23 protein-coding genes are annotated in these 23,989 nt (G+C 31.2%); 20 read left to right on the top strand and 3 right to left on the bottom strand.

Going from position 1 to position 23,989, the window contains the following annotated elements; genetic code table 11:
* The first annotated feature begins 208 nt into the window (after positions 1 to 208).
* From dhaK to FYJ81_RS08255, 6 genes are all read left to right on the top strand, one after another.
* Positions 209 to 1,177: a dihydroxyacetone kinase subunit DhaK gene (gene dhaK / locus FYJ81_RS08280; protein ID WP_107384953.1), complete on the top strand. Its 969-nt coding sequence runs from the start codon at positions 209 to 211 to the stop codon at positions 1,175 to 1,177.
* 33 nt (positions 1,178 to 1,210) lie between these two features.
* Positions 1,211 to 1,786, top strand: coding sequence for a dihydroxyacetone kinase subunit DhaL (dhaL, locus tag FYJ81_RS08275; protein WP_107384954.1), 576 nt, complete (start codon positions 1,211 to 1,213; stop codon positions 1,784 to 1,786).
* Between the two features lies 1 nt (position 1,787).
* Positions 1,788 to 2,153, top strand: a complete 366-nt coding sequence (dhaM, locus tag FYJ81_RS08270) for a dihydroxyacetone kinase phosphoryl donor subunit DhaM (RefSeq protein WP_019468162.1) — start codon at positions 1,788 to 1,790, stop codon at positions 2,151 to 2,153.
* 185 nt (positions 2,154 to 2,338) lie between these two features.
* The gene (locus FYJ81_RS08265; protein ID WP_019468163.1) at positions 2,339 to 2,839 is read left to right on the top strand and encodes a hypothetical protein; all 501 of its coding nucleotides are present in this window, start codon (positions 2,339 to 2,341) and stop codon (positions 2,837 to 2,839) included.
* Between the two features lie 591 nt (positions 2,840 to 3,430).
* Positions 3,431 to 4,498, top strand: a complete 1,068-nt coding sequence (locus FYJ81_RS08260) for a YkvI family membrane protein (RefSeq protein WP_107384955.1) — start codon at positions 3,431 to 3,433, stop codon at positions 4,496 to 4,498.
* A gap of 144 nt (positions 4,499 to 4,642) precedes the next feature.
* Positions 4,643 to 5,674 (top strand): alpha/beta hydrolase, encoded by a 1,032-nt coding sequence (locus tag FYJ81_RS08255; protein WP_107384956.1) that lies wholly within the window; start codon positions 4,643 to 4,645, stop codon positions 5,672 to 5,674.
* A 361-nt stretch (positions 5,675 to 6,035) separates the two neighbouring features.
* Here FYJ81_RS08255 and FYJ81_RS08250 read toward each other — a convergent pair whose 3' ends face one another.
* The gene (locus FYJ81_RS08250) at positions 6,036 to 6,542 is read right to left on the bottom strand and encodes a GNAT family N-acetyltransferase (RefSeq protein ID WP_107385315.1); all 507 of its coding nucleotides are present in this window, start codon (positions 6,540 to 6,542) and stop codon (positions 6,036 to 6,038) included.
* Positions 6,543 to 6,663: 121 nt separating this feature from the next.
* Here FYJ81_RS08250 and FYJ81_RS08245 point away from each other — a divergent pair, with 121 nt between their 5' ends.
* The 5 genes from FYJ81_RS08245 to FYJ81_RS08225 all read left to right on the top strand — a co-directional run bounded on the left by FYJ81_RS08245 (position 6,664) and on the right by FYJ81_RS08225 (position 11,662).
* The gene (locus FYJ81_RS08245) at positions 6,664 to 7,581 is read left to right on the top strand and encodes an NAD-dependent epimerase/dehydratase family protein (RefSeq protein WP_119517860.1); all 918 of its coding nucleotides are present in this window, start codon (positions 6,664 to 6,666) and stop codon (positions 7,579 to 7,581) included.
* Positions 7,582 to 7,594: 13 nt separating this feature from the next.
* Positions 7,595 to 8,269 carry a response regulator transcription factor gene (locus FYJ81_RS08240; RefSeq protein WP_107385317.1) on the top strand — a complete coding sequence of 225 codons (675 nt, stop codon included), beginning with the start codon at positions 7,595 to 7,597 and terminating at the stop codon, positions 8,267 to 8,269.
* Positions 8,262 to 9,287 (top strand): sensor histidine kinase, encoded by a 1,026-nt coding sequence (locus FYJ81_RS08235; protein WP_107385318.1) that lies wholly within the window; start codon positions 8,262 to 8,264, stop codon positions 9,285 to 9,287. The genes FYJ81_RS08240 and FYJ81_RS08235 overlap by 8 nt, the downstream gene beginning before the upstream one ends.
* A gap of 736 nt (positions 9,288 to 10,023) precedes the next feature.
* Positions 10,024 to 10,641, top strand: coding sequence for a DUF47 domain-containing protein (locus tag FYJ81_RS08230; protein ID WP_019468170.1), 618 nt, complete (start codon positions 10,024 to 10,026; stop codon positions 10,639 to 10,641).
* 13 nt (positions 10,642 to 10,654) lie between these two features.
* On the top strand, positions 10,655 to 11,662 hold the full coding sequence (locus FYJ81_RS08225; protein ID WP_107385294.1) for an inorganic phosphate transporter: 1,008 nt from the start codon (positions 10,655 to 10,657) through the stop codon (positions 11,660 to 11,662).
* A 595-nt stretch (positions 11,663 to 12,257) separates the two neighbouring features.
* On the opposite strand, the gene FYJ81_RS08220 is transcribed toward FYJ81_RS08225, so the two are convergent.
* Positions 12,258 to 13,067, bottom strand: coding sequence for a LysM peptidoglycan-binding domain-containing protein (locus FYJ81_RS08220; protein ID WP_107385293.1), 810 nt, complete (start codon positions 13,065 to 13,067; stop codon positions 12,258 to 12,260).
* Positions 13,068 to 13,519: 452 nt separating this feature from the next.
* Here FYJ81_RS08220 and FYJ81_RS08215 point away from each other — a divergent pair, with 452 nt between their 5' ends.
* The 5 genes from FYJ81_RS08215 to FYJ81_RS08195 all read left to right on the top strand — a co-directional run bounded on the left by FYJ81_RS08215 (position 13,520) and on the right by FYJ81_RS08195 (position 18,943).
* The gene (locus FYJ81_RS08215; protein WP_107385965.1) at positions 13,520 to 14,182 is read left to right on the top strand and encodes a Bax inhibitor-1/YccA family protein; all 663 of its coding nucleotides are present in this window, start codon (positions 13,520 to 13,522) and stop codon (positions 14,180 to 14,182) included.
* A 460-nt stretch (positions 14,183 to 14,642) separates the two neighbouring features.
* Positions 14,643 to 16,793 (top strand): helix-turn-helix transcriptional regulator, encoded by a 2,151-nt coding sequence (locus FYJ81_RS08210; RefSeq protein ID WP_107523348.1) that lies wholly within the window; start codon positions 14,643 to 14,645, stop codon positions 16,791 to 16,793.
* 166 nt (positions 16,794 to 16,959) lie between these two features.
* A complete protein-coding gene (locus FYJ81_RS08205) occupies positions 16,960 to 17,316 on the top strand; it encodes a transcriptional regulator, SarA/Rot family (protein ID WP_107386436.1) in 357 nt (118 codons plus the stop codon).
* A gap of 405 nt (positions 17,317 to 17,721) precedes the next feature.
* Positions 17,722 to 18,438, top strand: coding sequence for a YebC/PmpR family DNA-binding transcriptional regulator (locus FYJ81_RS08200; RefSeq protein ID WP_107384426.1), 717 nt, complete (start codon positions 17,722 to 17,724; stop codon positions 18,436 to 18,438).
* Position 18,439: 1 nt separating this feature from the next.
* Positions 18,440 to 18,943 carry a cupin domain-containing protein gene (locus tag FYJ81_RS08195; RefSeq protein WP_107384427.1) on the top strand — a complete coding sequence of 168 codons (504 nt, stop codon included), beginning with the start codon at positions 18,440 to 18,442 and terminating at the stop codon, positions 18,941 to 18,943.
* A 71-nt stretch (positions 18,944 to 19,014) separates the two neighbouring features.
* Here FYJ81_RS08195 and FYJ81_RS08190 read toward each other — a convergent pair whose 3' ends face one another.
* A complete protein-coding gene (locus tag FYJ81_RS08190; protein ID WP_107384428.1) occupies positions 19,015 to 20,127 on the bottom strand; it encodes a 5-methyltetrahydropteroyltriglutamate--homocysteine S-methyltransferase in 1,113 nt (370 codons plus the stop codon).
* A gap of 211 nt (positions 20,128 to 20,338) precedes the next feature.
* On the opposite strand from FYJ81_RS08190, the gene FYJ81_RS08185 reads away from it, so the two are divergent.
* The 4 genes from FYJ81_RS08185 (at position 20,339) to FYJ81_RS08170 (ending at position 23,881) form a co-directional block, all read left to right on the top strand.
* Complete coding sequence (locus FYJ81_RS08185; RefSeq protein ID WP_107384429.1) at positions 20,339 to 21,067, top strand: DUF402 domain-containing protein; 729 nt, start codon at positions 20,339 to 20,341, stop codon at positions 21,065 to 21,067.
* A 166-nt stretch (positions 21,068 to 21,233) separates the two neighbouring features.
* Entirely contained in the window at positions 21,234 to 22,088 is an 855-nt protein-coding gene (locus FYJ81_RS08180) for a LysR family transcriptional regulator (RefSeq protein WP_107384430.1), read from the top strand.
* Positions 22,089 to 22,177: 89 nt separating this feature from the next.
* A complete protein-coding gene (locus FYJ81_RS08175; RefSeq protein WP_154409555.1) occupies positions 22,178 to 23,386 on the top strand; it encodes a sugar efflux transporter in 1,209 nt (402 codons plus the stop codon).
* 6 nt (positions 23,387 to 23,392) lie between these two features.
* Positions 23,393 to 23,881 (top strand): DUF456 domain-containing protein, encoded by a 489-nt coding sequence (locus tag FYJ81_RS08170; RefSeq protein ID WP_019468182.1) that lies wholly within the window; start codon positions 23,393 to 23,395, stop codon positions 23,879 to 23,881.
* Positions 23,882 to 23,989: the final 108 nt, after the last annotated feature.

The following is a 23,989-nucleotide window of genomic DNA, read 5'->3' as shown; positions in this document are numbered from 1 at the left end:
AATAAGTATGAAAAGAGATGAGCATATCGTTAAAGATGGTTGCAAGTAAAGAATAAATTTCATATATGAGCGGGTTTTAAAATCAATTTTGAAAATGATTGATTGTAGACCCGCTTTTTTTATAAAGAAAAAACCTTTGAGTTGTTAGCGTTTACATTTATGTGTAGGGTATACTATAAGTGAATAGTGAAAATAGGAGGTCCTCATTATGAAAAAGCTCATTAAAGATAAAACACAATTTTTACCAGATATGTTAGATGGTCTTTCGATTTCAAATAAAAATGTCGAAGTAATTGCTGACACAGTAGTAGTGCGTAAACAGAAAAAAGAAAAAGGCGTAGCAATTGTTTCTGGCGGTGGGAGTGGTCATGAACCTGCACATGCAGGGTATGTAGCACAAGGCATGCTAGATGCTGCAGTATGTGGTGAGGTATTTACATCTCCAACACCTGATAAAATTTTAAGTGCAATTAAAGCCGTGGACAACGGAGAAGGTGTACTGCTTGTTGTAAAAAACTATGCAGGTGATGTTATGAATTTCGAAATGGCTCAAGAAATGGCGGAAATGGAAGATATTCAAGTAGAGACAGTAGTGGTCAAGGATGATGTTGCTGTTAGTGATGAAGCGCAACGTAGAGGTGTCGCTGGTACAGTGTTTGTGCATAAAATAGCTGGATATTTAGCTGAAAAGGGAACATCGCTGTCACTAATTAAAGAAAAATTAAATGAATTATTACCAACTATCAAATCAATAGGTATGGCTTTAACACCACCGTTAGTTCCGACGACAGGACAGTATGGTTTCGATATAGATGATGAATCAATGGAAATCGGTATTGGTATACATGGCGAAAAGGGTCTAGCACGTGAAAAAGTTGAAAGTGTAGATATAGTTGTAGAACGATTGATCGCCGAATTATTGAAAGAGGTAGAAGATGAACAACTTATCGTGATGATAAACGGTATGGGAGCTACACCTTTATCTGAACTAAATATTGCAACAAAATACGTGGCACAACAATTAGAAGATAAACAAAAAGATGTGAAATTATGGTTTGTTGGAGACTATATGACTTCATTAGACATGGAAGGTTTATCAATAACCTTTTTACCATTTACAGAAACAGTTTATGAGGCATTGACTGCACCGACAAGTAGTCCATATTTTAATGCGTAAATAACGAATATATAAGACAGGAAGTGAAGAAGAATGAATGTGTCAGAGTTAAAAGAAAAATTGCTTGATTTAGTTGATGTCTTTGAAGAAAAAGAATCATTATTAACAGAATTAGATAGAGCAATTGGTGACGGTGATCATGGCGTGAATATGTTAAGAGGATTTAAAGCCTTACCCGAAAAGCTAGATGATAGCTCTATGTCTGCATTATTAAAATCTACTGGTATGACATTAATGTCTAATATTGGTGGTGCTTCTGGTCCACTTTATGGATTCAGTTTTGTGAAAATGTCTCAAGTTGTAGGCGATGAAATTGACAAAGAAAATTTAAAAACAATGCTTAATACATTTTCCGAGGCAATTGCACAACGTGGTAAAGTTGAACTAAATGAAAAAACGATGTATGACGTTATTGAACGCACTAATGAAGCGATTAATAACGGAGAAACTTTATCATTTGAAGATTTACAATCATTTGCAGAATTCACTAAGGATATAGTAGCTACTAAAGGTAGAGCTGCCTATTTTAAAGAAGCTTCAAAAGGACATGTTGACCCGGGAGCACAGAGTAGTGTATATATTTTAAACGCATTGATAGGAGCTGATTAGTATGACGCAAATTATCATTGTAAGCCATAGTAAAGAGATTGCTGACGGGACTAAAGCGCTGGTAAGTCAAATGGTAGGAGAGGATATCACAATCACGGCACAAGGTGGTGTGAACGGTAAAATCGGAACATCATATGACGATATTCAAGAAATGGTGAATCAAATAGATGATGACACATTATGTTTTTATGACATTGGTTCTGCTGAAATGAATTTAGATTTAGCGATTGAGATGTATGATGGCAAGCATCGTGTAGAAAAAATAGATGCACCGATTGTTGAAGGTACTTTTACTGCAGCTGTAAATATTTCTGTAGGAAATACCGTAGACGAAGTGATAAATGAACTAAATACGAAATTTGGCTAAATGAAAAAATATGGAGTAATGACGCTATTCAAGAAGTTATAATTATATATGTGAGTAGCGTTTGTAATTATAACTTTTTCAAGTAACTTGACAAAAATATTCTTTTTTATATGAATATATAATTAAGATATGGTAAAATGAGACTTAACTATTAAAGAAATCTGGATATCTAGGAGGACATTGCAATGAAAGAATTGATACAAAAGCATGTCTTAAACGGCGAATTTGAATCAGTATACCGTCTTATGTCCCAGACAGATTTTATGGAATTTGAAGAAGCTTATATCTCAAGCGCTCATGAAGTGGAAAGTATCATGTTTTATACATGTATTTTAGATATGATGAAAACTGAAGAAACTGCAGAAATGCATGACTTAGCTTTTCTACTACTCGTTTATCCATTAAGTGAACTACAAGGTGCTTTAGATTCTGCGTATTATCATGCAGATTCATCCATAAAACTTACTGACGGCAAAGAAGTAAAAAGCTTATTACAGATGTTGTTATTACATGCAGTTCCCGAACCAGTCATTTCTGATAAAAAAGCATTAGAGATTTCTCGCCAAATACTTAAACTAGATCCAACGAATAGCGTTGCGCGTAACGTACTTAAAGAAACAGCGAAACGTTTGGATAATGTTGTCGTTGATTTCAATGAACTAAATCGTTTTAAAAATGCACATTAACTTGAGTGATAATTAAATTTTAGTATAGTGTTTAATTCTGATGTAAAAACAAATGTATATGAAAATGACTTTTGAGGCTGAGACAAATGGATTGTCTCAGCCTTTTATGCATGAGCAAAAGGTCAAGTGAAACTAAGCGTTATTTTCTTAAAACATTGGGATGGCTCGTTAGGGTGGTACCATGAAAGTATTTTAAAACAATGAGATTTCTGTTCCGCTCATTTTTATTTTGATATTATCATATGAGTGAAAATAACACTGTAATTTACTTTTTATATTTATTAATTACAGTGGGAGATGAAGAAATGAAAATTTTTTAAAAAAATTTTCATTTTATTTTTAGAATTATCATAAAACTAGAAAATGTATAAAGTTGCAAAATCTTATTATGAATTGTTCATTTTTATAGTGTATCTAGGAATGGATGATATATTTTTAAAAGATAAAATGAATGATTAAAAAGAAATATATTGTTTGACTATTATGTTTAATTTTAATGAATTGTGCAAATCTTAATTTTCTCATGTTGCAAATTACAGTCAGTACGTTATAATTACAAAATGTGTTAACTATGAGGAGGTTATTTATCACATGGGGTTGAATAAAGAAGCTATAAAAATTGGTTTCGCTTATGTCGGTATCGTCGTAGGTGCTGGCTTTTCAACAGGACAGGAAGTTATGCAATTCTTCTCACCATATGGCTTATGGTCATATATTGGTGTTTTACTTTCTGGGCTAATTTTAGGATTTATTGGAAGACAAGTTGCAAAAATTGGGACTGCGTTTGACGCACAAAACCATGAATCAACTTTAGACTATTTATTTGGAAATGCATTCAGTAAAATTGTAGACTATTTACTTATCTTTTTCCTATTTGGTATTTCAGTTACTATGATTGCTGGAGCAGGATCAACATTTCAAGAAAGCTTCGGTGTACCGACGTGGTTAGGTGCATTGATAATGGTAATCGCAATATATATCACACTATTGATGGACTTTAATAAAATTGTACGTGCTTTAGGTATTGTTACGCCATTCTTAATTATATTAGTAGTTATTATTGCTGCGTACTATCTTTTCAATGGTAGTATTTCATTTGGAAAAGTTAACGAAACTGTACCACATGACAGCTTATGGCTAGGTATACTTAAAGGTATTAACTACGGTGGTCTTGCATTTGCTGTAGGATTCAGTACTATTGTCGCTATAGGTGGCGATGCTTCAAGACGTCGCGTTTCAGGCGCTGGCGCGCTATTTGGAGGTATTATTTATACCATATTATTAGCGTTAATTAACTTTGCATTACAGTCTGAATTCCCAAAAATCAAAGATGCAGATATTCCGATGTTAACGTTAGCAAATGCAATTAATCCTTGGATAGCACTTGTGCTATCGGTAATTATGTTAGCAGTAATGTATAATACTATTTTAGGTTTAATGTATTCATTTGCAGCGAGATTTACAGAACCATACAGTAAAAAATATCATATCTTTATCATAGTTATGGTAATTGTGGCTTATGGTTTAAGCTTTGTAGGTTTCGCAGGATTAATTAACTACTTATATCCAATAATGGGATATGTTGGTTTAATTGTTGTTATTGGAGTACTTATTAAGTATTACAGTAGAAAACGACAAAACAAGAAATTTATTGCTTAATCTTTAAAAGTGAAAACATAATTTATATATGATATAGCTCAGCTTGCCAACTTATGCAAGCTGAGTTTTCTAATTCATTATCCCTGTAATACTATTGTGAACTTATTTATTATGGTACAATGCTTCCGAAAGGAAAGGTAATCTATGAAGAAAAAACATAAATGGACCCTTATCACAACTTTTATCATTGTCACTGTTGTAGTAGTTATGGCAGTACTTTTAAAACTACAGTATGATAGACAAAACACGGGTAAAGTACACGAAAAAGTTCAAATTAATAATAAAAATGTGAATGCTTTTACAAATATCACTTATGGTAAAGGATTGCCAAATAGTCGACTTGATATATTAACTCCGAATGAATTAGATCAAGATAATAAACTTCCAGTAATTTTTTGGATGCATGGTGGAGGATTTATTGCAGGAGATAAACAATATAAAAACCCATTATTATCTAAGATTGCTGAACAGGGTTATATTGTGGTAAATATTAATTATGCACTTGCACCAGATTTTAAATATCCTATGCAATTACAACAGATTGATCAAGCGGTGAGTTTTATTAAGAGAAATAAACATGAATTGCCTATTGATTTCAATCAAGTTATCTTTGGTGGAGATTCCGCAGGTGCACAATTATCAAGTCAATTCACAGCGATACAAACGAATGAATCTTTAAGAGAAGACATGAACTTTAAGCAACAATTCGAACCAGATCAACTTAAAGCGGCCATCTTTTTTGGTGGATTTTATGACATGAAAACAGTTAAAGCAACAGAATTCCCAAGAATTCAACTCTTTATGGAAAGCTATACTGGGAAGCGAGATTGGGAACAACAATTTAAGTATATAAGTGAGATGTCTACTATCAATCAAGTTACAGAGGATTATCCTCCAACATTTTTATCAGTGGGTGATGCTGACCCATTTTATAGTCAGAATATTGAATTCTATAAAAAATTAAAGTCAACAGACGTACCAGTTGATACATTATTTTATGACGGTTCACATAAATTGAGACATCAGTATCAATTTCATATGGAATTACCAGAATCGCAGCAAAATATGAAAGACGTCTTAAGGTTTTTAAGTAGAAATACTACTTCCTCAGGTGTTGAAACGGAATATCAATCTGAAGATGCAAATCCAAATGGTGTTGAATTAAACCCGTACTAGCTTATCAGTGGCTAAACATGTTTGAATCAAATAACCTCAACTTTATAAAGATTTTGAAATAAAAAACACTTTCGTTGAATGCAAATGAGATGTATTCATACGGAAGTGTTTTTATTAATATTGAATAGATTCATATTTATTTGTTAGTTTGTTTTAACTATACGTTTGAGAATGAAATAGAAGTATTGGGAGTGACAATCAAAAGATGTTGCGCGCTAAGTTTGTCTTGGTATCATATATAATTCTATAATGATTTTATTGCTAAAATTTTCAAACAGAATGTGTTGTTATTTGGATAATTATCAAAAAACGATTAAACTGCAATTAAGGAAATGTTTACTAACTTATTACATTTAATCTATTAAATTAGTAATTTAGCCATGATATATTTATTATAATATCGATGATCAATAAACAGTTTATCTTTAAGTTCTCCTTCGACTTGATAGTTTGCACTTTTAAATAAATCAACAGCGGTCGTATTTTCGGGAACGACTTCAACTTCAATACGGTGAATGTCATGGTTTAAACACCATGCTTCTATGGAATTAATTAATGATTGTCCTAATCCTTTTTCGCGATAATGCCTTATAACTCCCATAGAAAAATGTGCTTCATGCCGTGTACGTTCGAAATTTTCGGTAGTGACAATTGCAAATCCTACAAGTTCACCGTTGTTTTCTGCAATATAAATTGCATTAGAAGGAGAAGTTATATAATGTTCTAAGGTTGCGATAGCATCCGTATTAGAGGGCGCGTACTCGCCAGGATTGTATATCAAATAATCAGATTCATCATAGATTGTACTTAATAGTTTTATAAAAGGTTCTATATCGTTGATACCAATTTCTCGAATTTGATGAACCATATATGTCCACTCCTCATTTCCAATTTTTAAAACTCAGTTATAGTATAACTTAACATCATTAACATGAATTTACTAGGGAATAATTAAAATAAGAAAAATATATGATAAAGGGTGTCGTATAATGAAACCGAATATATTGCTTGCGGGCGTCACAGGATATATAGGAAAGAATCTAATTGAATCCATTAAAGATGAAGGGGTCTTATACACATTGTCTAAGTATCCTAAAGAAAAAGAATATAAAGAAATTATTTGGCTTGAAAAGGACATTTATAATTATAATGATGTTTTAACTGCTATGGAAGGTATAGACATTGCAATATATTATTTAGACCCAACCAAACATTCTGCTAAATTAACGCATGCAACTGCTAGGGATATCAATTTGATAGCCGCAGATAATTTTGGTAGAGCTACAGCAAAACAAGGTGTGAGTAAGATTATATATATTAGCGGTAGTCGTTTCGATGTTGAAACGAAAAGACGTTTATCGGCATATGGCACTGAAGTAGAAGAGACGACAGCACAAGTGGCACGCCCACACGTAGCAGTTGAGTTACAAACATCGAAATACGATGATGTAAGAAGTGCGCTAAGTATACAATTACCGATGAATTGGACATTAAATCAAATGGTAACATATTATTTTAAATGGTTAGATGAAACGAAAGGAACATTATTACATACAGCAGAACAAGGAGATAATTTTATCGTTTATATGAAAAATAAACGTAATCCTATACAAGTACTACGTAAGGTGAAGACTGAAAAAGATATCATAACGTTGTATCTTGTAAGTGGTAGTATTGTAAAACCTAATTTAAAAAAGCAGGGGAAATTAGAGTTTCGCAAATTAAAAGGTAGTCAACAAGTCATCGTACACCTGTTTGATTATATCCCGAAATTAACTTGGCCAGTATATTATTTATTACAATCACCTTTCCAAGATTTAATGATGAGAGGATTTGAAATTGATTGCCGCATTAAGCATTACCAAGGTCGAATTAATTCTGGAGAAAATATAAAATATACAAAATAGTTGAGGTGAGTTTATGGAAATTTTATTAGTGGAAGATGATATGACTTTATTTAAAGAACTTAGTGAAGAGCTGGAACAGTGGGATTTTAATGTTAATGGTATCGATGATTTTAATCTTGTAATAGAAAAGTTTCAAGAGGTGGATCCAGCAATTGTCATTATGGATGTTAAACTACCAAAATACGATGGATTTTACTGGACGAGAAAGATTCGAGAAATATCAAATACACCAATTTTATTTTTATCCTCAAGAGATAACCCAATGGATCAGGTAATGAGCATGGAATTAGGCGCAGACGACTATGTTCAAAAACCATTTAATACGAATATTTTAATTGCTAAGCTACAAGCGATATATAGACGCGTTTATCAATTTAGTATAGATGAGAAAAGGGTCATAACTTGGCAAGAAGCGACACTCGATCTTACAAAAGATAGTATTAATAAAGATGATCAAGTCATATACTTATCTAAAACAGAAATGATTATTTTAGAGATGTTAGTAAAAAAACAGGATACAATTGTAACCAGAGACACATTGATAACTGCACTTTGGGACGATGAGGCGTTTGTCAGTGATAATACCTTAACTGTAAATGTGAATCGTTTAAGGAAGAAACTTGCAGATATAAATATGAAAGATGCAATTGAAACTAAAATCGGTAAGGGTTACATGGCTCATGGATAGTATTAAATGGGTTTGGTTATTTCTCCGTTCACGGAAAAATTGGATATTTTGGTTACTCATTTTACAATTCATCTTTTTAGGTATTGCTTTTTTAGATTATGATTTAAATGTAAACAGTGTTTTATATATTATTATTTTAAATATAGGATTAAGTTGTATTTTTTTATTATTTACATACTTAAAAGAAGTTAAGTTTTATAAACACTTAGATGATAATATAGAACCCGAAGCGTTAAAGCATAAATCACTGGCAGATACGCCATTTCAACAAGAGATGTTAGAGTATTTATATGATCAAATTACGACACAAAAAAAATTAGTGACTGAACAAAAACAACAAATTAAATCTACTGAAGCTGCGTTAACAGATTTCGTGCATGATATTAAGACACCAGTCACTGCATTGAAATTATTGATTGAAAAAGAAAATGATGATAATAGAAGACGTGCACTACTATTTGAATGGACACGTATCAACGATATGTTAGATAAACATTTGTTTTTGACTCGATTAGAGTCACAAAATAAAGATATGTATTATGAATACGTGTATTTAAAACGCTTAGTCATAGATGAAATACAGATTACTAGATATATTAGCCAAGCGAAAGGCATTGGTTTTGATCTTGAATTTGACGACGATTATAAAGTATATACAGATACTAAATGGTGTCGAATGATGATAAGACAAATTCTTTCTAATGCGATTAAATATAGTGAAAATAGCACAATTTATATAAGTGGAAGGCTGATTGAAAACCATGTGACGTTGGAAATTAAGGATGAAGGCAGGGGAATAAGTAAAAAAGACTTACCAAGAATTTTTGATAAAGGTTTCACCTCAACGAAAAATCGTAATGAAACGACGTCTTCTGGTATAGGGCTATATCTGGTGAAAAATGTAAAAGAAAAATTAGCTATAACTGTTCATATCAATTCTGAAATCAATAAAGGAACGAAAGTACAGTTTGTTTTTCCAAACCAAAACGAAATTGTTGAAAGGTTATCTGATTATTAAATCTGTTCATATGCAATATATGAAAATGCGATGACAAATAAGATGTCTAAATATTGTATTTATCGACTATGGCGAATCAAAATTTACACAAAGTGTAAAAATGCGGAGCTTGTGACATGAATTACGTGGTTAGCGCCAAAGTGGCAATCCCTAATTTTGCTAAAGGGATTGCCATTTTTGTTATTACTCATATTTAGTGTAATTAAAATAAAAAATATATTCGCGTTTGACGTTATTGCGTATTAAGTAAACCTTTGACCAAAATATTTGTTTTCATAAATTTAAAGATAAGCACTACCTTGGAATGATTTTGTGTATGTTAATTTTGAGAAATATAGAAAAATAATTGTTGATTATAAATTGTAATTATGCAATTATTGCTATTGTGCGTTTTGATGTATGAATTTATAAATTTCTAAATCATTTTTGAAAAAATATAAATACGACAGAACGATATACACACAATTATTAATTTAACGAAAATGTAATGTTAAGAATTTGTAAATTTAATTGTAGGATTGTTAAATTTGTGCTATTTTCAAATAAGGACAAATCAACATTTGTGAGATTTTTTAAACCTAGTAAGCAAATACTCATTTACATAATATTAATAAACCAAAAAAAGTAATGGGTGTATTGTAAATCTTGCCAATTTTAATTTGTCTAGAAAAGAATGTAATTTTTTAAATTTATTGAAGGTGATTGTATTGGTCACTGAAAATGGAGGATTTTTTGAATGTTTAACAAGAAAAAAGATAAGTTCATGGTGAAACTTGAAGAAATGGTTTTCAACTTAGACCGTGCAGCAATTGAATTTGGTAAAATGGATTTTAATACACACTTAGACCTTAAAGCATATTCAGATAATATTAAAACATACGAATCACATGGTGATGAGCTTATGCATCAAGTGATTTCGGATTTGAACCAAACATTCATTACACCTATTGAACGTGAGGACATCCTCTCTTTATGTAACGCTATTGATGATGTTTTAGATGCAATTGAAGAAACATCAGCAATGTTTGAAATGTACTCTATAGAATATACAGATGAATATATGGCTGAATTTGTTGATAATATCCAAAAAGCTATTGCTGAAATGAAATTAGCAGTAGGCTTACTTGTCGATAAAAAATTATCTCACATGCGCATTCATTCTATTAATATTAAAGAATTTGAAACTAACTGTGATGGTATATTACGTCAGTCAATTAAACATATTTTTAACAGTGAAACAGATCCTATCACACTTATTAAAATCAAAGAGATTTATGAAAGTCTAGAAGAAATTGCCGATAAATGTCAAGCTGTAGCGAATAACTTTGAAACAATAATAATGAAAAATAGCTAAGGAGTCCTAACTTATGGAATATATTTTGATTATCACAGTAGCTATCGTTATTTTTTCTTTGATATTTGACTTTATCAATGGTTTCCATGATACAGCCAATGCCGTCGCTACTGCTGTTTCAACACGTGCATTAACTCCTAGAACTGCGATTATTTTGGCGTCAGTTATGAACTTTATTGGTGCATTAACATTTACTGGAGTTGCAAGTACGATAACAAAAGATATTGTAGATCCATTTAAATTAGAAAATGGTCTAGTTGTGGTTTTAGCTGCTATTTTGGCAGCAATTATTTGGAATTTAGTAACTTGGTTTTTTGGAATACCTAGTTCATCTTCACATGCATTAATTGGCTCAATCGCTGGTGCAGCAATTGCTTCACAAGGTACATTTGCTGTATTACACTATCAAGGCTTTACAAAAATAATAATTGTATTACTTTTATCACCAGTTATTGCGTTTTGTGTTGGTTTTATTATATATTCAATTGTTAAAGTAGTTTTCAAAAATGCAAATCTTACGAAAGCAAATCGTAATTTTAGATTTTTCCAAATTTTCACTGCTTCATTACAATCATTTTCACATGGTACAAATGATGCACAAAAATCAATGGGTATTATTACTTTAGCGCTTATAGTTGCGAATATCCAAACAGGTACAAGCACCGAGCCTCAACTATGGGTTAAGGTTGCCTGTGCTACTGCGATGGGGTTAGGTACAGCTGTTGGTGGTTGGAAAATCATCAAAACAGTTGGTGGAAACATAATGAAAATACGTCCAGCTAATGGTGCAGCAGCTGATTTATCTTCTGCTTTAACTATTTTTGTTGCGTCATCATTGCATTTTCCACTTTCAACGACGCATGTCGTGTCTTCATCTATATTAGGTGTAGGTTCTTCTAACCGTATTAAAGGTGTGAAATGGAATACTGCACAACGTATGATTATTACTTGGGTAATCACATTACCTATTTCTGCGTTATTAGCCGCTTTAATATATTTTGTAATCAATCTTGTTTTATAAGTATTAACAATGGTTAATAATAAATAACTAAATAAATTTAAGAATGAGTTTAAGACCTACATCTTATTCTTAAGATAAAGGACTAATCTAAATACAATAGGGTTGATCCTTTCAGTCTGCCGACAAAGTCTCTGATTTTGTCGGCAGTTTTTTTGTGCGTGCTTTTCCTTGGGTATTGTCTTACAGCAGTATTCAGCATGTGCACTTCCACAGAAGTCGACTCAAATCACTGTCGAAATTATAATATAAAATAAGCAGTGGTGTTATTTGTTATGTTGAATCAATCAATTGATGAAGGCGATTAATGAAATAATTAAACAAAGGGGTAGAGGAGAGAAAAGGAAAGAAGATAAAAATATGTATCAATTTAAATGAAATAGTAGTACAGATTTAACTCATAAATATATTGATCTAATATGATCACAATTTAGATGAAGGCAGTGAATACTTATCTAATCAAAAAAATGAGTCAAGAGATGAAAATTGAGAAAAAGAAAACGTCAATTTCTATATGTTTTCCATAGAAATTGACGTAATATTTGTTTGATAAAGAGGTTTAAGTCCTTCCTCTTTTTTAATCATCTTTTTGGTTATCTTAATGAATATAATTATAGCTAGAAGCAGTAGATGCTGGAATTGTACGATAATCTACTGTACCTGGAGGTGTATTATAATTCATTTCTGATATTAAAATACTGCCATCAGGATTTACTTGCTCAACATATGCAACGTGACCAATTGGACCTTCATAATTTTGCATGATAGAACCAGCAGTTGGCGTGTTGTTTACTGTATAGCCATCTGCTGCAGCATTGTTAGCCCAGTGATCAGCGTTCCACCAATATGTACTAATTGGTTGTCCAGTTTCTGCTCTACGATTAAATACATGCCATGTACATTGACCCCAATCATATAAATTAGCGTCACTAGCAGAAGTATTACCTGTAGAAGGTGTTTGTGTAGCAGTGTTACCAGAACCACCTGAACCGCCAACACTTGATCCATTTGGAATCGTAAGTGATTGACCTGGATGGATTAAATAACCATTTAGATTATTTTCTGACATTAGTGCATCTACTGAAACACCATAATTGTTAGCAATGATGTTTAATGATTCACCAGATTTAACTGTATGTGAAGAACCACCTGATGTTTGTGAAGAAGTGTTTGAACTTGAGCTTTGACCACTTCCACCAACTTCGATAACTTGTCCCGGAAATACCATATTGTTATCGAGGTTATTGTTTTGTTTAATCTCATCTACTGAAACACCATATTGTTCTGAGATTGTCCATAGTGACTCACCTGATTGTACTGTATGTTGTGTTGATGCTTCAGCTTCATGGTTAGCAATAAACGCTGCTGCACCTGAAGCAGCAGTTACTGCAAATGCGAACTTTTTCAAAAGAACTCCTCCTCACACCTATATAAATAACTCATTTCAAATTATATATATCTGTATTGATTTTCTTTAATTGAATTCATGTTACATACTAACAAAAAATAGGCGACTTGTGTTTATTGTTATAGAGATGTAACATTATTAACATTTTAGTGCGTTGGTATGTAAACATAATAAATACTTTTGTTATGGACTTTAAACGGGGTTTGAGTTTTAGAATTCATTTTAAAATTTATTACTTTGTAACATTTGAAAATGTGTAAATTTCAATTAACTTAAATATCTTTTTAGAATTGATAATAAAATGTTTGATTTAACTTGGAATAGTGAAAATGAAAGTAATACATTTAATCAAAAACAAAACTATAACGACGTTTAAGCACCTTGATTATACAAATCAGCAAATAAATTTCAATTAATGTGTAAAACGTTATAACATCTAAGGAGTGAATTGGTTGGCTGAATCAACACAACAAATTAATCAAAAGCAATCTAAATCTAAAAAGGACAAATCCAAATCCCATGCGTATGGTAAAGTATGGTTATTCTTTGTTTATTATTGGATTATTTTTGGTATTGGCTGTTATTTTGGACAGTTTTTACCTATGGAATGGAGAAAGCCACTATCTATCGTCTTACTCGTATTAGTATTATTTACAGTTTTAACTAATCGTGCACGTAAGTATGGATTGGTTATTTCACATATATATGCCATAGTTGTCGGATTATTGTCCTATGCTACATTTACAGCTTATTTGCAAAATTTAGGGCCAGAAGTGTTTTATAAAAATGTGCTATTAGCAATAGGTGCTTTTATCGCATTTGGTATAATTGGCTATTTCATTGTCGATAACGCTGCAGGTATGGGTAAATACTTATTTGTTACGTTAGTCGCACTGATTGTTGCTGGAATCATCGGTATGTTTGTGCATAATCCAATATTCCATACAATCATTACAGTAGTAGGTTTATTGTTATTCTTATTATATACTATATATGATTTTAATCGTATGAAACGTGGTCAGTTTTCTCCACGAGAAATGGGATTCAATTTATTCATCAATTTATTACACATTATCAAATATGTATTAAGACTAGCGAACAAATTTAAAAAGTAATATATAAGATAAAAATTTACAAACCGTAAGTTATAAATTCTAATAAAAGAAAACCGTAACTGAATTTCTATAAAATTCAGTTACGGTTTTATTAGTTTATTGCCTTTATCTTAACTTTTATTATCATTATTACTTCAGCAAGACCATTGAATAATATTCAGTTTAGATAAGATCGTCGTGTCACGAGAGGTTTAATTTATGATCATATAATAATGTGATATAACAACTTATTTTATCATTAATAAAATATAAAAAGTTTAGAATTAAGGACGATGAATGAAAAATTATGTTGACAAATTAAATTATTATATTCAAAATTATGTAATGATAAAACATGTACTTTGAAACTAAAAAAGTGAATGTTCTATTTTCAAAAGATGAAAATATTAAAGAAATATTCATTTTTATAAAAATGATTTTATGTGTATGGTGTGTAACTGAATATGAGAGAGGTTGGAATATGGAAGTACAGTGCTTAAATATTATTTCTAAAAAATTTTATCCTACTAAACGTGTAACAGATGGCCTACTACTATTACTGCCAATAAAGGGAGTATTAGAGATTCAACAATTTACCGCTAATGTAAAAATTGATACAGAAGTATTAATCGTAAACCATACAGAAATTTTTAGTATTAAACGAAATGAAACAACCATTTTATTATATATTGCGAGTGATTGGTTTTTAGAACGAGGTTATTCATTTTTTGATTATCAATATAACTCCAAGTTGATTCAATCTACAGCACAATTAACAAAATCTTTAATAGAGTTAACGAAACACTACTTAAACCATACATTAAGTTGTGATATTTATGAAAATTACATGGTCAAAATTGTTGAAATTATTGCTAATGAAGCTAAAGTAGATTCGAACTATTTACCCCAGCAAACAGACAACTCATATTTTGGTATTACTGGAGAAATACTAGATTATGTGAGTCGTAATTTGAAACAACCATTAACGTTAAAATCAATTGCCAATCATATTTTTATTTCACAATCAAATATATCTAGTCAATTTTATAGTAAGTTGGATATGAATTTTAAAACTTATGTGGATACATTAAAATTGGCAACATCTATGAAAGAGTTATTGAATGGTCAATATACCATTGGAGAAATATCTGACTTATATGGTTTTAGTAGCGCAGCACTTTACAGTAAAAAATTCAAACAATATTACGGTTATACACCCAATCAATATCGTAAGCTTACGAAATACAATAAAAATTTATATTATCCTTATGAAACACTGGATGACACATTTAAAGATCAAGTAAAATCTCAACTTACTACAAAATTAGCAAATAGTGATGTGCAAAACAATGAAATTACTATTTGCTCTGATTATTTTTCGGATAATCGCAATTCGTCTATAATCATTCAAATTTATACAATAACAGAGTTATACCAATTGTATACTGATCCTAAAATGAGTTATTTGATTGAAAATGACAATCAGGTTTATATTTATTGCAATATAAACGTAAAAGTTTTTCAAAAATACATTTCTGAACAACAAACATATAAAGCGATTGACTTTATCATAAAAAACAATGCACATTTGGTGCTTCAAGTTTATGAAAGTCAAGACATTGAAATATATTTAAATCAGATTTGTAGACCTTATGCGACTTATTTACAAACTAGCACAAACTTCAATCAGGATTTGCTTAATAAGATAACTTATTGTTTTGACTTAAGTACAATGCCGATAAAAGAAATTTATCGTAATATTATCAAAATCAGACAGTTTAGAGAAAATGTGAAATTTGGTATTGATATTACCCAATTATTTAATGAACCTGATACTTTTAAAATGTTGGAAGTACAGTTAAAGAGAATTGGTTTTGATTACTATTGTGTAGATAATCAAAAGCTTTCAACACCAAATTTAAATGATTCTCATGAAATGTTGTTGACGAAAGAAATCTTTAAATTTAATTATATAAGAAAAATAATGTCAGAAATGTGTTTAGAGGAAAGGCATTATTTTTTATTAAATGTAAGAAATAATTTTTTAGTGCATGATGAGTCAATGAATATTATTGAAAGTCCACCATTGTTAGTCGGTGTTTTTAAAAGAATATTAAAACATTTTTCAGGTATCGGTGTAGATCTGATACAGCAAATGAATGGCAATGAATCTTTATACTTATATGATAAAAGTGGTTTCCGCACATTGGTCGGAAGTATGTTTCATCGTTTGATAGAAAAAACGCGCTATAAAGTATATGAACATGATTTTTATACTATTATTGACCAAGTAGATAAAATTAGCGTTTATATAAGCGATTGGCAAATTATGGAAAATGAAGTATCGAATCGTCATGCGACAAAAATGTCAGTTAATATAAATTTTAAAGATTTAAAGTTAAGAAAAAAGCATTTAATTTTTAAAGAGACTTATAACAATGTGCATGGAAATATCAATTGTGTAATACCAGGCAATTTACGTGAGAAATACCAGTGGTCTGATTTATTTATAGAAAAAATAGAAGCGTATAATAAGCCGCTAATTAATGTATTTGAACATCCATTTAATGACAAATCTTTAAGTGTAGCTATCGATTATAACACTGTACACATTATTGATATTTATAAATAAGCATTTGAGCCCGAAATATATAATCAAATTAACATGTTTTACAAAATTTAATTTACTGGTGTTCGTAATAATGACAAAGCTATAAAAATAAATGATAAAGACAGAGTTACTTTTTTTAGAGATAATGAAATTGTATTGCTTACTAGCGTTTGGAGGTGTAGCAACAATGACTGATGAAAAGAAGGCGCAATTATTAAAAATTTATAAAAAATATAATAGAGTAATGTCATATATAGAAAATAAATATAAATTAACAATGAATGATATTGCTATTTTGGAAATAATACAACAAAATTGTAGACAGCAAAACATGCTGATGCAACCATTTTTAAAAATTGCGACGACTGAACTCGATTTGAGCCGGACAAAAGTGTTAGCATCAATTCGACGATTAATTAACCAAGATCGTGTAAGCAAATTACGTTCAACAAAAGATGAGAGAAAAGTGTTTTTATCGATGACGGAAGAGAATAATACGAAGTATCAAACTTTGTTAGATGAAATCGAAGCACAGGTAGACTAAAATATTTAAAAAAGCATAATTACATAAAGATAACGCTTATTCAGTTACAAATATTACAGATTATAACGGTATTGCGTGAACGAATATGAGATATTAATCTCATACTCGATATAAAGGACTTATCCATATTTTGTGGATTAGTCCTTTTTACAATTAAAATGATATAATTTTGATCGCGCTTATTTGTCCGGTTATAGTTTGAGGTTGTAATTCATCGACGTTAAGTTTACATTGGCGCAAGCACATTTCAAACTCGCTTTAAATAAATGACAAAATAGTTAAGCTTACTTGAGAGAATCAATAAAAATATAAGCAAAGTAGCATGTTAATCTATGTGATATAATGAAAATATTGTATAATATGATGTATTGATTTACGCATTTAATTAGAAAGTGAGATGAAATTATGGGACGTAAGTGGAATAATATTAAAGAGAAAAAGGCCCAAAAAGATAAGAATACGAGTAGAATTTATGCTAAATTTGGTAAAGAAATCTATGTAGCAGCTAAATCTGGGGAACCCGATCCAGTTTCAAACCAAGCTTTAAGATTAACATTAGAAAGAGCAAAAACATACTCTGTGCCTAACCACATTATAGATAGAGCTATTGAAAAAGCTAAAGGTGGCGGCGAAGAAAATTACGATGAGTTGCGATATGAAGGGTTCGGTCCGAATGGCTCAATGATAATTGTAGACGCGCTTACTGATAATGTTAATAGAACTGCATCTGATGTTCGTGCTGCATTTGGTAAAAATGGTGGCAATATGGGTGTTTCTGGTTCTGTTGCTTATATGTTTGAACATACTGCCGTATTTGGTGTTGAAGATAAGTCAGCGGATGATGTCTTAGAAAGTTTAATGGAACAAGAGATAGATGTTAGAGATGTCATTGACGAAGATGGTTTAACCATTGTATATGCTGAGCCTGATCAATTTGCGCAAGTACAAGATGCATTACGTGCATCAGGTGTTGAAACATTTAAAGTAGCGGAGTTTGAAATGTTACCACAGTCAGATATTGAATTATCAGCAGAAGATCAAGAAACATTCGAACAATTAATTGATGCATTAGAAGATTTAGAGGATGTACAAAATGTATTCCATAATGTGGATTTGAAATAACATGGATAAAAATCAAGAAGTACAAAAATGGATTGAACAATTACAATTACATCCGCATCCAGAAGGTGGGTATTATAAAGAGACTATAAAAGCGATACCTGATAACTCAAATCAAAGGTCGGCCTATTCGAGTATATATTTTCTTTTAACGCATGATAATATATCACATTTTCATCGAATAGATGCCGATGAAATCTGGTATTACCATTCAGGAGATTCCTTAACTGTTCACATGATACACCCAGACGGCAACTATCAAAAAGTAACAGTAGGTCCTCATATCGAAAATGGTGATGTATTGCAACATGTAGTACCAAAAGGTACGATTTTTGCATCGTCTATTGAAGATTGTGCTGGCTATGCACTTGTGGGTTGCATGTGCCATCCAGCATTTGAATTTATACATTTTGAGTTATTGAGTAAAGAATGGTTAAACGAAACTTACCCTGAGTTAAAACAAATTAACGATCGTTATGCTTTATCATCATTGGACATTAATAGTTAAATATAAAAGCAAACTCGTGTTACTTTCTCATTAAAACAGTTGTGAAAGTAACACGAGTTTTTTAATTAATATTATTTTGAAGTACCAAAAACTTCGTTAGCGATTTCAACAATATAAGCTAACTTTTTCCATTGTTCTTCTTCTGTCAATTTATTGCCTTCTTCTGTAGAAGCAAAACCACATTGCGGACTTAGACAAATTTGTTCTAAATCTATATAATTTTGTGCTTCTTTTACACGTTTTAAAATAGTATCTTTATCTTCTAATTCACCGTTTTTTGAAGTGAATAATCCCAATACTGCAAATGAACGGTCTTTTGGGAAAAATCTTAAGGGTTCGAAATCACCTGAACGTTTATCGTCATATTCTAAGAAGAAACCATCTAATTGTTCTTTGAATAGATACGGTGCGATTGGTTCGTAACCACCAGAAATGGCCCAAGTAGATTGATAATTTCCGCGACAAATATGTGTTGTGATTAATAAATCTTTTGGTAAATCACTGATTGCTTCATTAATCACTTTATAAGCAAGTTGACGCGCAACTTCTTTTTCTGATTCACTTCTATCACGCCCACGTGTGTTTTGTGTTCCAGAAGTCAAGTTTGCCCAATACACATCATCTAGTTGAATATAACGTGCACCAAGCTCATAGAATTTAAGTAAACTATCATGATAAGCCTTTGCTACATCATGTGCAAAATCATTGATGTCAGGATATATCTCTTCGTTTAAAATGTTAGGATGGAATAATTGATTTGGACTTGGAATAGAAACTTTTGCTGTTGCACGACCGTTCACCTTATCATATAAAAATTTAAAGTGTTCAAAATGGGGATGATTTGGATTGAATGCAACTTTATCAACCACTTTGACGTTGTGATTTCTAGTTTCCACACCTTCAAATGTTAAACCTCGCTCAGATGTGTAACCTTCAACACCATCCAAGTTTTCTAAGAAATCAAAATGCCACCAACTTCTGCGGAATTCACCATCAGTAATACTATGTAAGCCAATTTCTAGTTGTTTATCTATGATGCGTTCAATTTCTTCATCTTCTATATTTTTTAAAGTTTGTGCATCTATTTCATTGTTTTGATAATCTTTACGTGCATCTTTTAAGCGTTTTGGACGTAGTAAACTCCCTACGTGATCCGCTCTAAATGGTCTTTGTGTCGTTGACATATGGCTATCTCCCTTTTTTAAAGAATTTTCTGAAAAATATATTAAAAATTTAACAAAATTCTCAACAATTGTCAATTTCGCTTTTGCGCTATGAAATATAGTACAATAAAAATAATTATCTACTCGCTATTAACTAAAAAGTTAAATGTAACAAACATAAGATGACATGTAAGGTTCAGTTTTATATAATAATGACAAGGAGTTGGTGGCAGTGAAAGTAAAATATATTGATAAACGTCACTGGCGTCGCATCATTGACAGAGAGTATACGGAAGTCAAAGTGAATAATAACAAATTTAAAGGTATTATTGGGTTAGTAACGATGAAAAAAGTACGTGAACCACTAGAAGTATCGGTGGTAGGACAAAATATTGTTGTTGCTGATGATAACTATCAGTGGTTACAAATATTACCTGAAAAAAAGCGTTATAGTATCACAGTGATGTTAGACGACAAGGGCAATCCGTTAGAATATTACTTTGACATAAATATAAAAAATGTTACGCAAAAAGGAAATGCGCGTACGATTGATTTATGCTTGGACGTATTAGCATTACCTAGTGGAGCATACGAGCTTGTAGATGAAGACGACTTGTTACGCGCTTTAAATCAAGGACAAATAACGAAGAAACAATATCACGAAGCATACATTATCGCACATCAGTTAATGATTAAAATTGATACAGATTTTACAACGATGCAAGACAAAATTATGTATTGTTTTCATAAAATAAAACAAAAAGCGAATTCTCAAAAGCAATCTTCTTTTAATAAACAAAAATTTAAAGGAAAAAAGCATAAAGACAAAGACTCTGTATACAATGAGACTAAACATAAGCCGATAAAAAAATACAATAAGCATCATAATCATTCTAATCAAAACAAAAATAAATCACATCATAGTAAGATTAAAGATTCAAATGCATCTCAAAAATCTTAAAATTGTGGTAAACAAAATTCCCTATATTAGTCATGCATTAACCATGTTATAGTAAACACTGCGAGAATTGAAGATTACTGAATAAAAGTAATTAACGCAAAGTAGATAAAAGTAAGGCCACCATAAATAAAGATATTTAAGTATTTGTAAAAATAGGGGGATAATTATGAAGATTGACGATTATCGCTTGTTAACTACATTAGATGAGACAAAAACGCTCAGGAAAGCAGCAGAAATTTTATATATCTCTCAACCAGCAGTAACTCAACGATTAAAAGCGATAGAAAATGCATTTGGTGTCGACATATTCATACGTACAAAAAAGCAATTAATAACTACGACTGAGGGTATGATGATTATTGAACACGCGCGCGATATGTTAAATAGAGAGCGTCTATTTTTAGATAAGATGCAAGCACATATCGGCGAAGTAAATGGTACCATCTCCATCGGTTGTTCGTCTTTAATAGGTCAAACGTTGTTGCCAGTTGTATTAAATTTATATACACGACAATTTCCAAATGTAGAAATTCAAGTTCAAGTAGGATCAAGTGAACAAATTAAAGCTAACCATAGAGATTATCATGTGATGATTATTCGTGGTAATAAAATGATGAATTTAAGCAACACACATTTATTTAATGACGAACATTATTTTATCCATCCAAAAAATCGTAATGATGAAGTAGAAAAGATGCCGTTTATCGAATTTCAGGCTGATCCTATATATATTAATCAAATTAAAGAATGGTATGGTAGTCAAATCGGTCAAGATTATCACGCGATGATTACGGTTGATCAAGTGGCGACATGTAAAGAAATGTTATTAAATGGTGTTGGCGTGACCATATTGCCAGAAATAATGATGAAACACTTAGATAAGGAACAATTTGCGTTTCAACGCGTAGATATAGACGATAAACCGCTGATTCGTTCTACTTATTTAAGCTATGATCCAAGCATGTTACAGTTGCCACAAGTTGATTCATTTATTAATTTAATATTGGAATACGTGGAATAATAATTATTCACAATTGAATATTTTGATTCAGTTATAAAAGTAACTTTGCGAAGAGTTATATTGAATTTAATAGGAATAGAGGACGCTAAATGTTTAGTGAATTGTTACATATAAAAAATTATAAATTATTTGTTGTTAATATGATGATGTTAGGTATGGGAATTGCGATCACTGTACCGTATTTGGTATTATTTGCCACAAATGATTTAGGTATGACTTCTACCCAATATGGGTTGTTATTAGCATTAGCTGCAATTAGCCAATTTACTATGAATACAATTGTAGCGCGTTTTTCTGATACACATAGTATCAATAGAAAAACGATTATTATTACTGCACTTTTTATGGGCGCAGTCAGTTTTTCAATTTATTTTTATGTTCATGAGATATGGGTTTTTATAGTAATGTATGCCATTTTTCAAGGTTGTTTTGCCCCGGCTATGCCTCAAATGTATGCGTCAGCGAGAGAATCGATCAATACTTCTACATCAAAGGATAGAGCGAAATTCGCTAACGCTGTATTACGTTCGATGTTTTCATTTGGTTTCTTGTTCGGTCCACTTATAGGTGCGTTGTTACTTAGTTTTAAAGGATATGCAGGTTTATTTGGCGGAACGATAACAATCATATTATTCACACTTTTATTACAAGTTTTTTTCTTTAAAGATATTCAAACAAAGCGTCCGGTAGCAGATAGTACACATGTCGAAGCGGCTGCACCTAATATGCTGCGAGATAAAGTTTTATTTGTACCATTTATGGCTTTTATTTTATTACATATAGGACAATGGATGTATACGTTGAATATGCCATTGTATGTGACGAACTTTTTAAATGAGCCAGAAAGTCGAGTGGGCGTGCTAGCTAGTATTTGTGCAGGACTAGAAGTACCATTTATGGTCATATTAGGTATTTTATCGGCCAAGTTGACTACACGTACGTTACTGATACTTGGAGGTTTGTTTGGAGGATTATTCTATTTTAGTATTGGCGTATTTAACAGTCTTATCATGATGATTGTAGGCCAAGTTTTTCTAGCAATCTTCCTAGCGATTCTACTTGGATTAGGTATAAGTTATTTCCAAGATATTTTACCTGATTTTCCTGGTTATGCATCTACATTATTTGCTAATGCGATGGTGATAGGACAATTATGTGGTAATCTGCTCGGTGGTATAATGAGTCACTGGGTAGGATTAGATAACGTGTTCTTTGTTTCAGCAGGATCAATATTTTTAGGTATGATTTTAATATATTTTACGAAAGAACAAAAATTTACAGAAGAAAGTATGGAGTAGATTGTAATGACATTGATTTTATGGTTATTTATTATAGCAGCATTTGTTTTAGCGTTTATCGGTTTAATTAAACCAATTATACCATCAGTACTTATATTGTGGATTGGTTTCTTAATTTATCAATTCGGCTTTGATAATCATCATTTGTCTTGGATATTTTATGTATCGATGGCATTGTTCACAATATTTATTATTATTGCAGATTTCATTATGAATAAATATTTTGTCAGTAAATTCGGTGGATCAAAATTAAGCGAGTATGCAGCATTGATTGGTGTTATTGTTGGTTGTTTTGTCTTTCCACCATTTGGAATAATCATTATCCCATTTATAGCGGTGCTAGTAGTTGAATTTATACAGGAGCCACACTTTTCTAAAGCTTTAAAGGCAAGTTTTGGTTCAGTTGTAGCATTTTTAGCAAGTTCTATCGCTCAAGCGATAATAATGATTATTATGGTTATTTGGTTTTTCATTGATGCATTATTAATCAATTAATTTACGTAATGAAAGATGTTACAAGAGGCATACAATCTTGGCGAGCGTTACTATAGCATAAATGAATTGGAATATAAGCAATCTTCTTGTTTTCGTTATGACTACTTT

Source organism: Staphylococcus sp. McC-251-APC-3A2 (assembly GCF_009695665.1).
Lineage (GTDB): Bacteria > Bacillota > Bacilli > Staphylococcales > Staphylococcaceae > Staphylococcus > Staphylococcus cohnii.
This window is presented reverse-complemented; position numbering and strand designations above follow the sequence as displayed.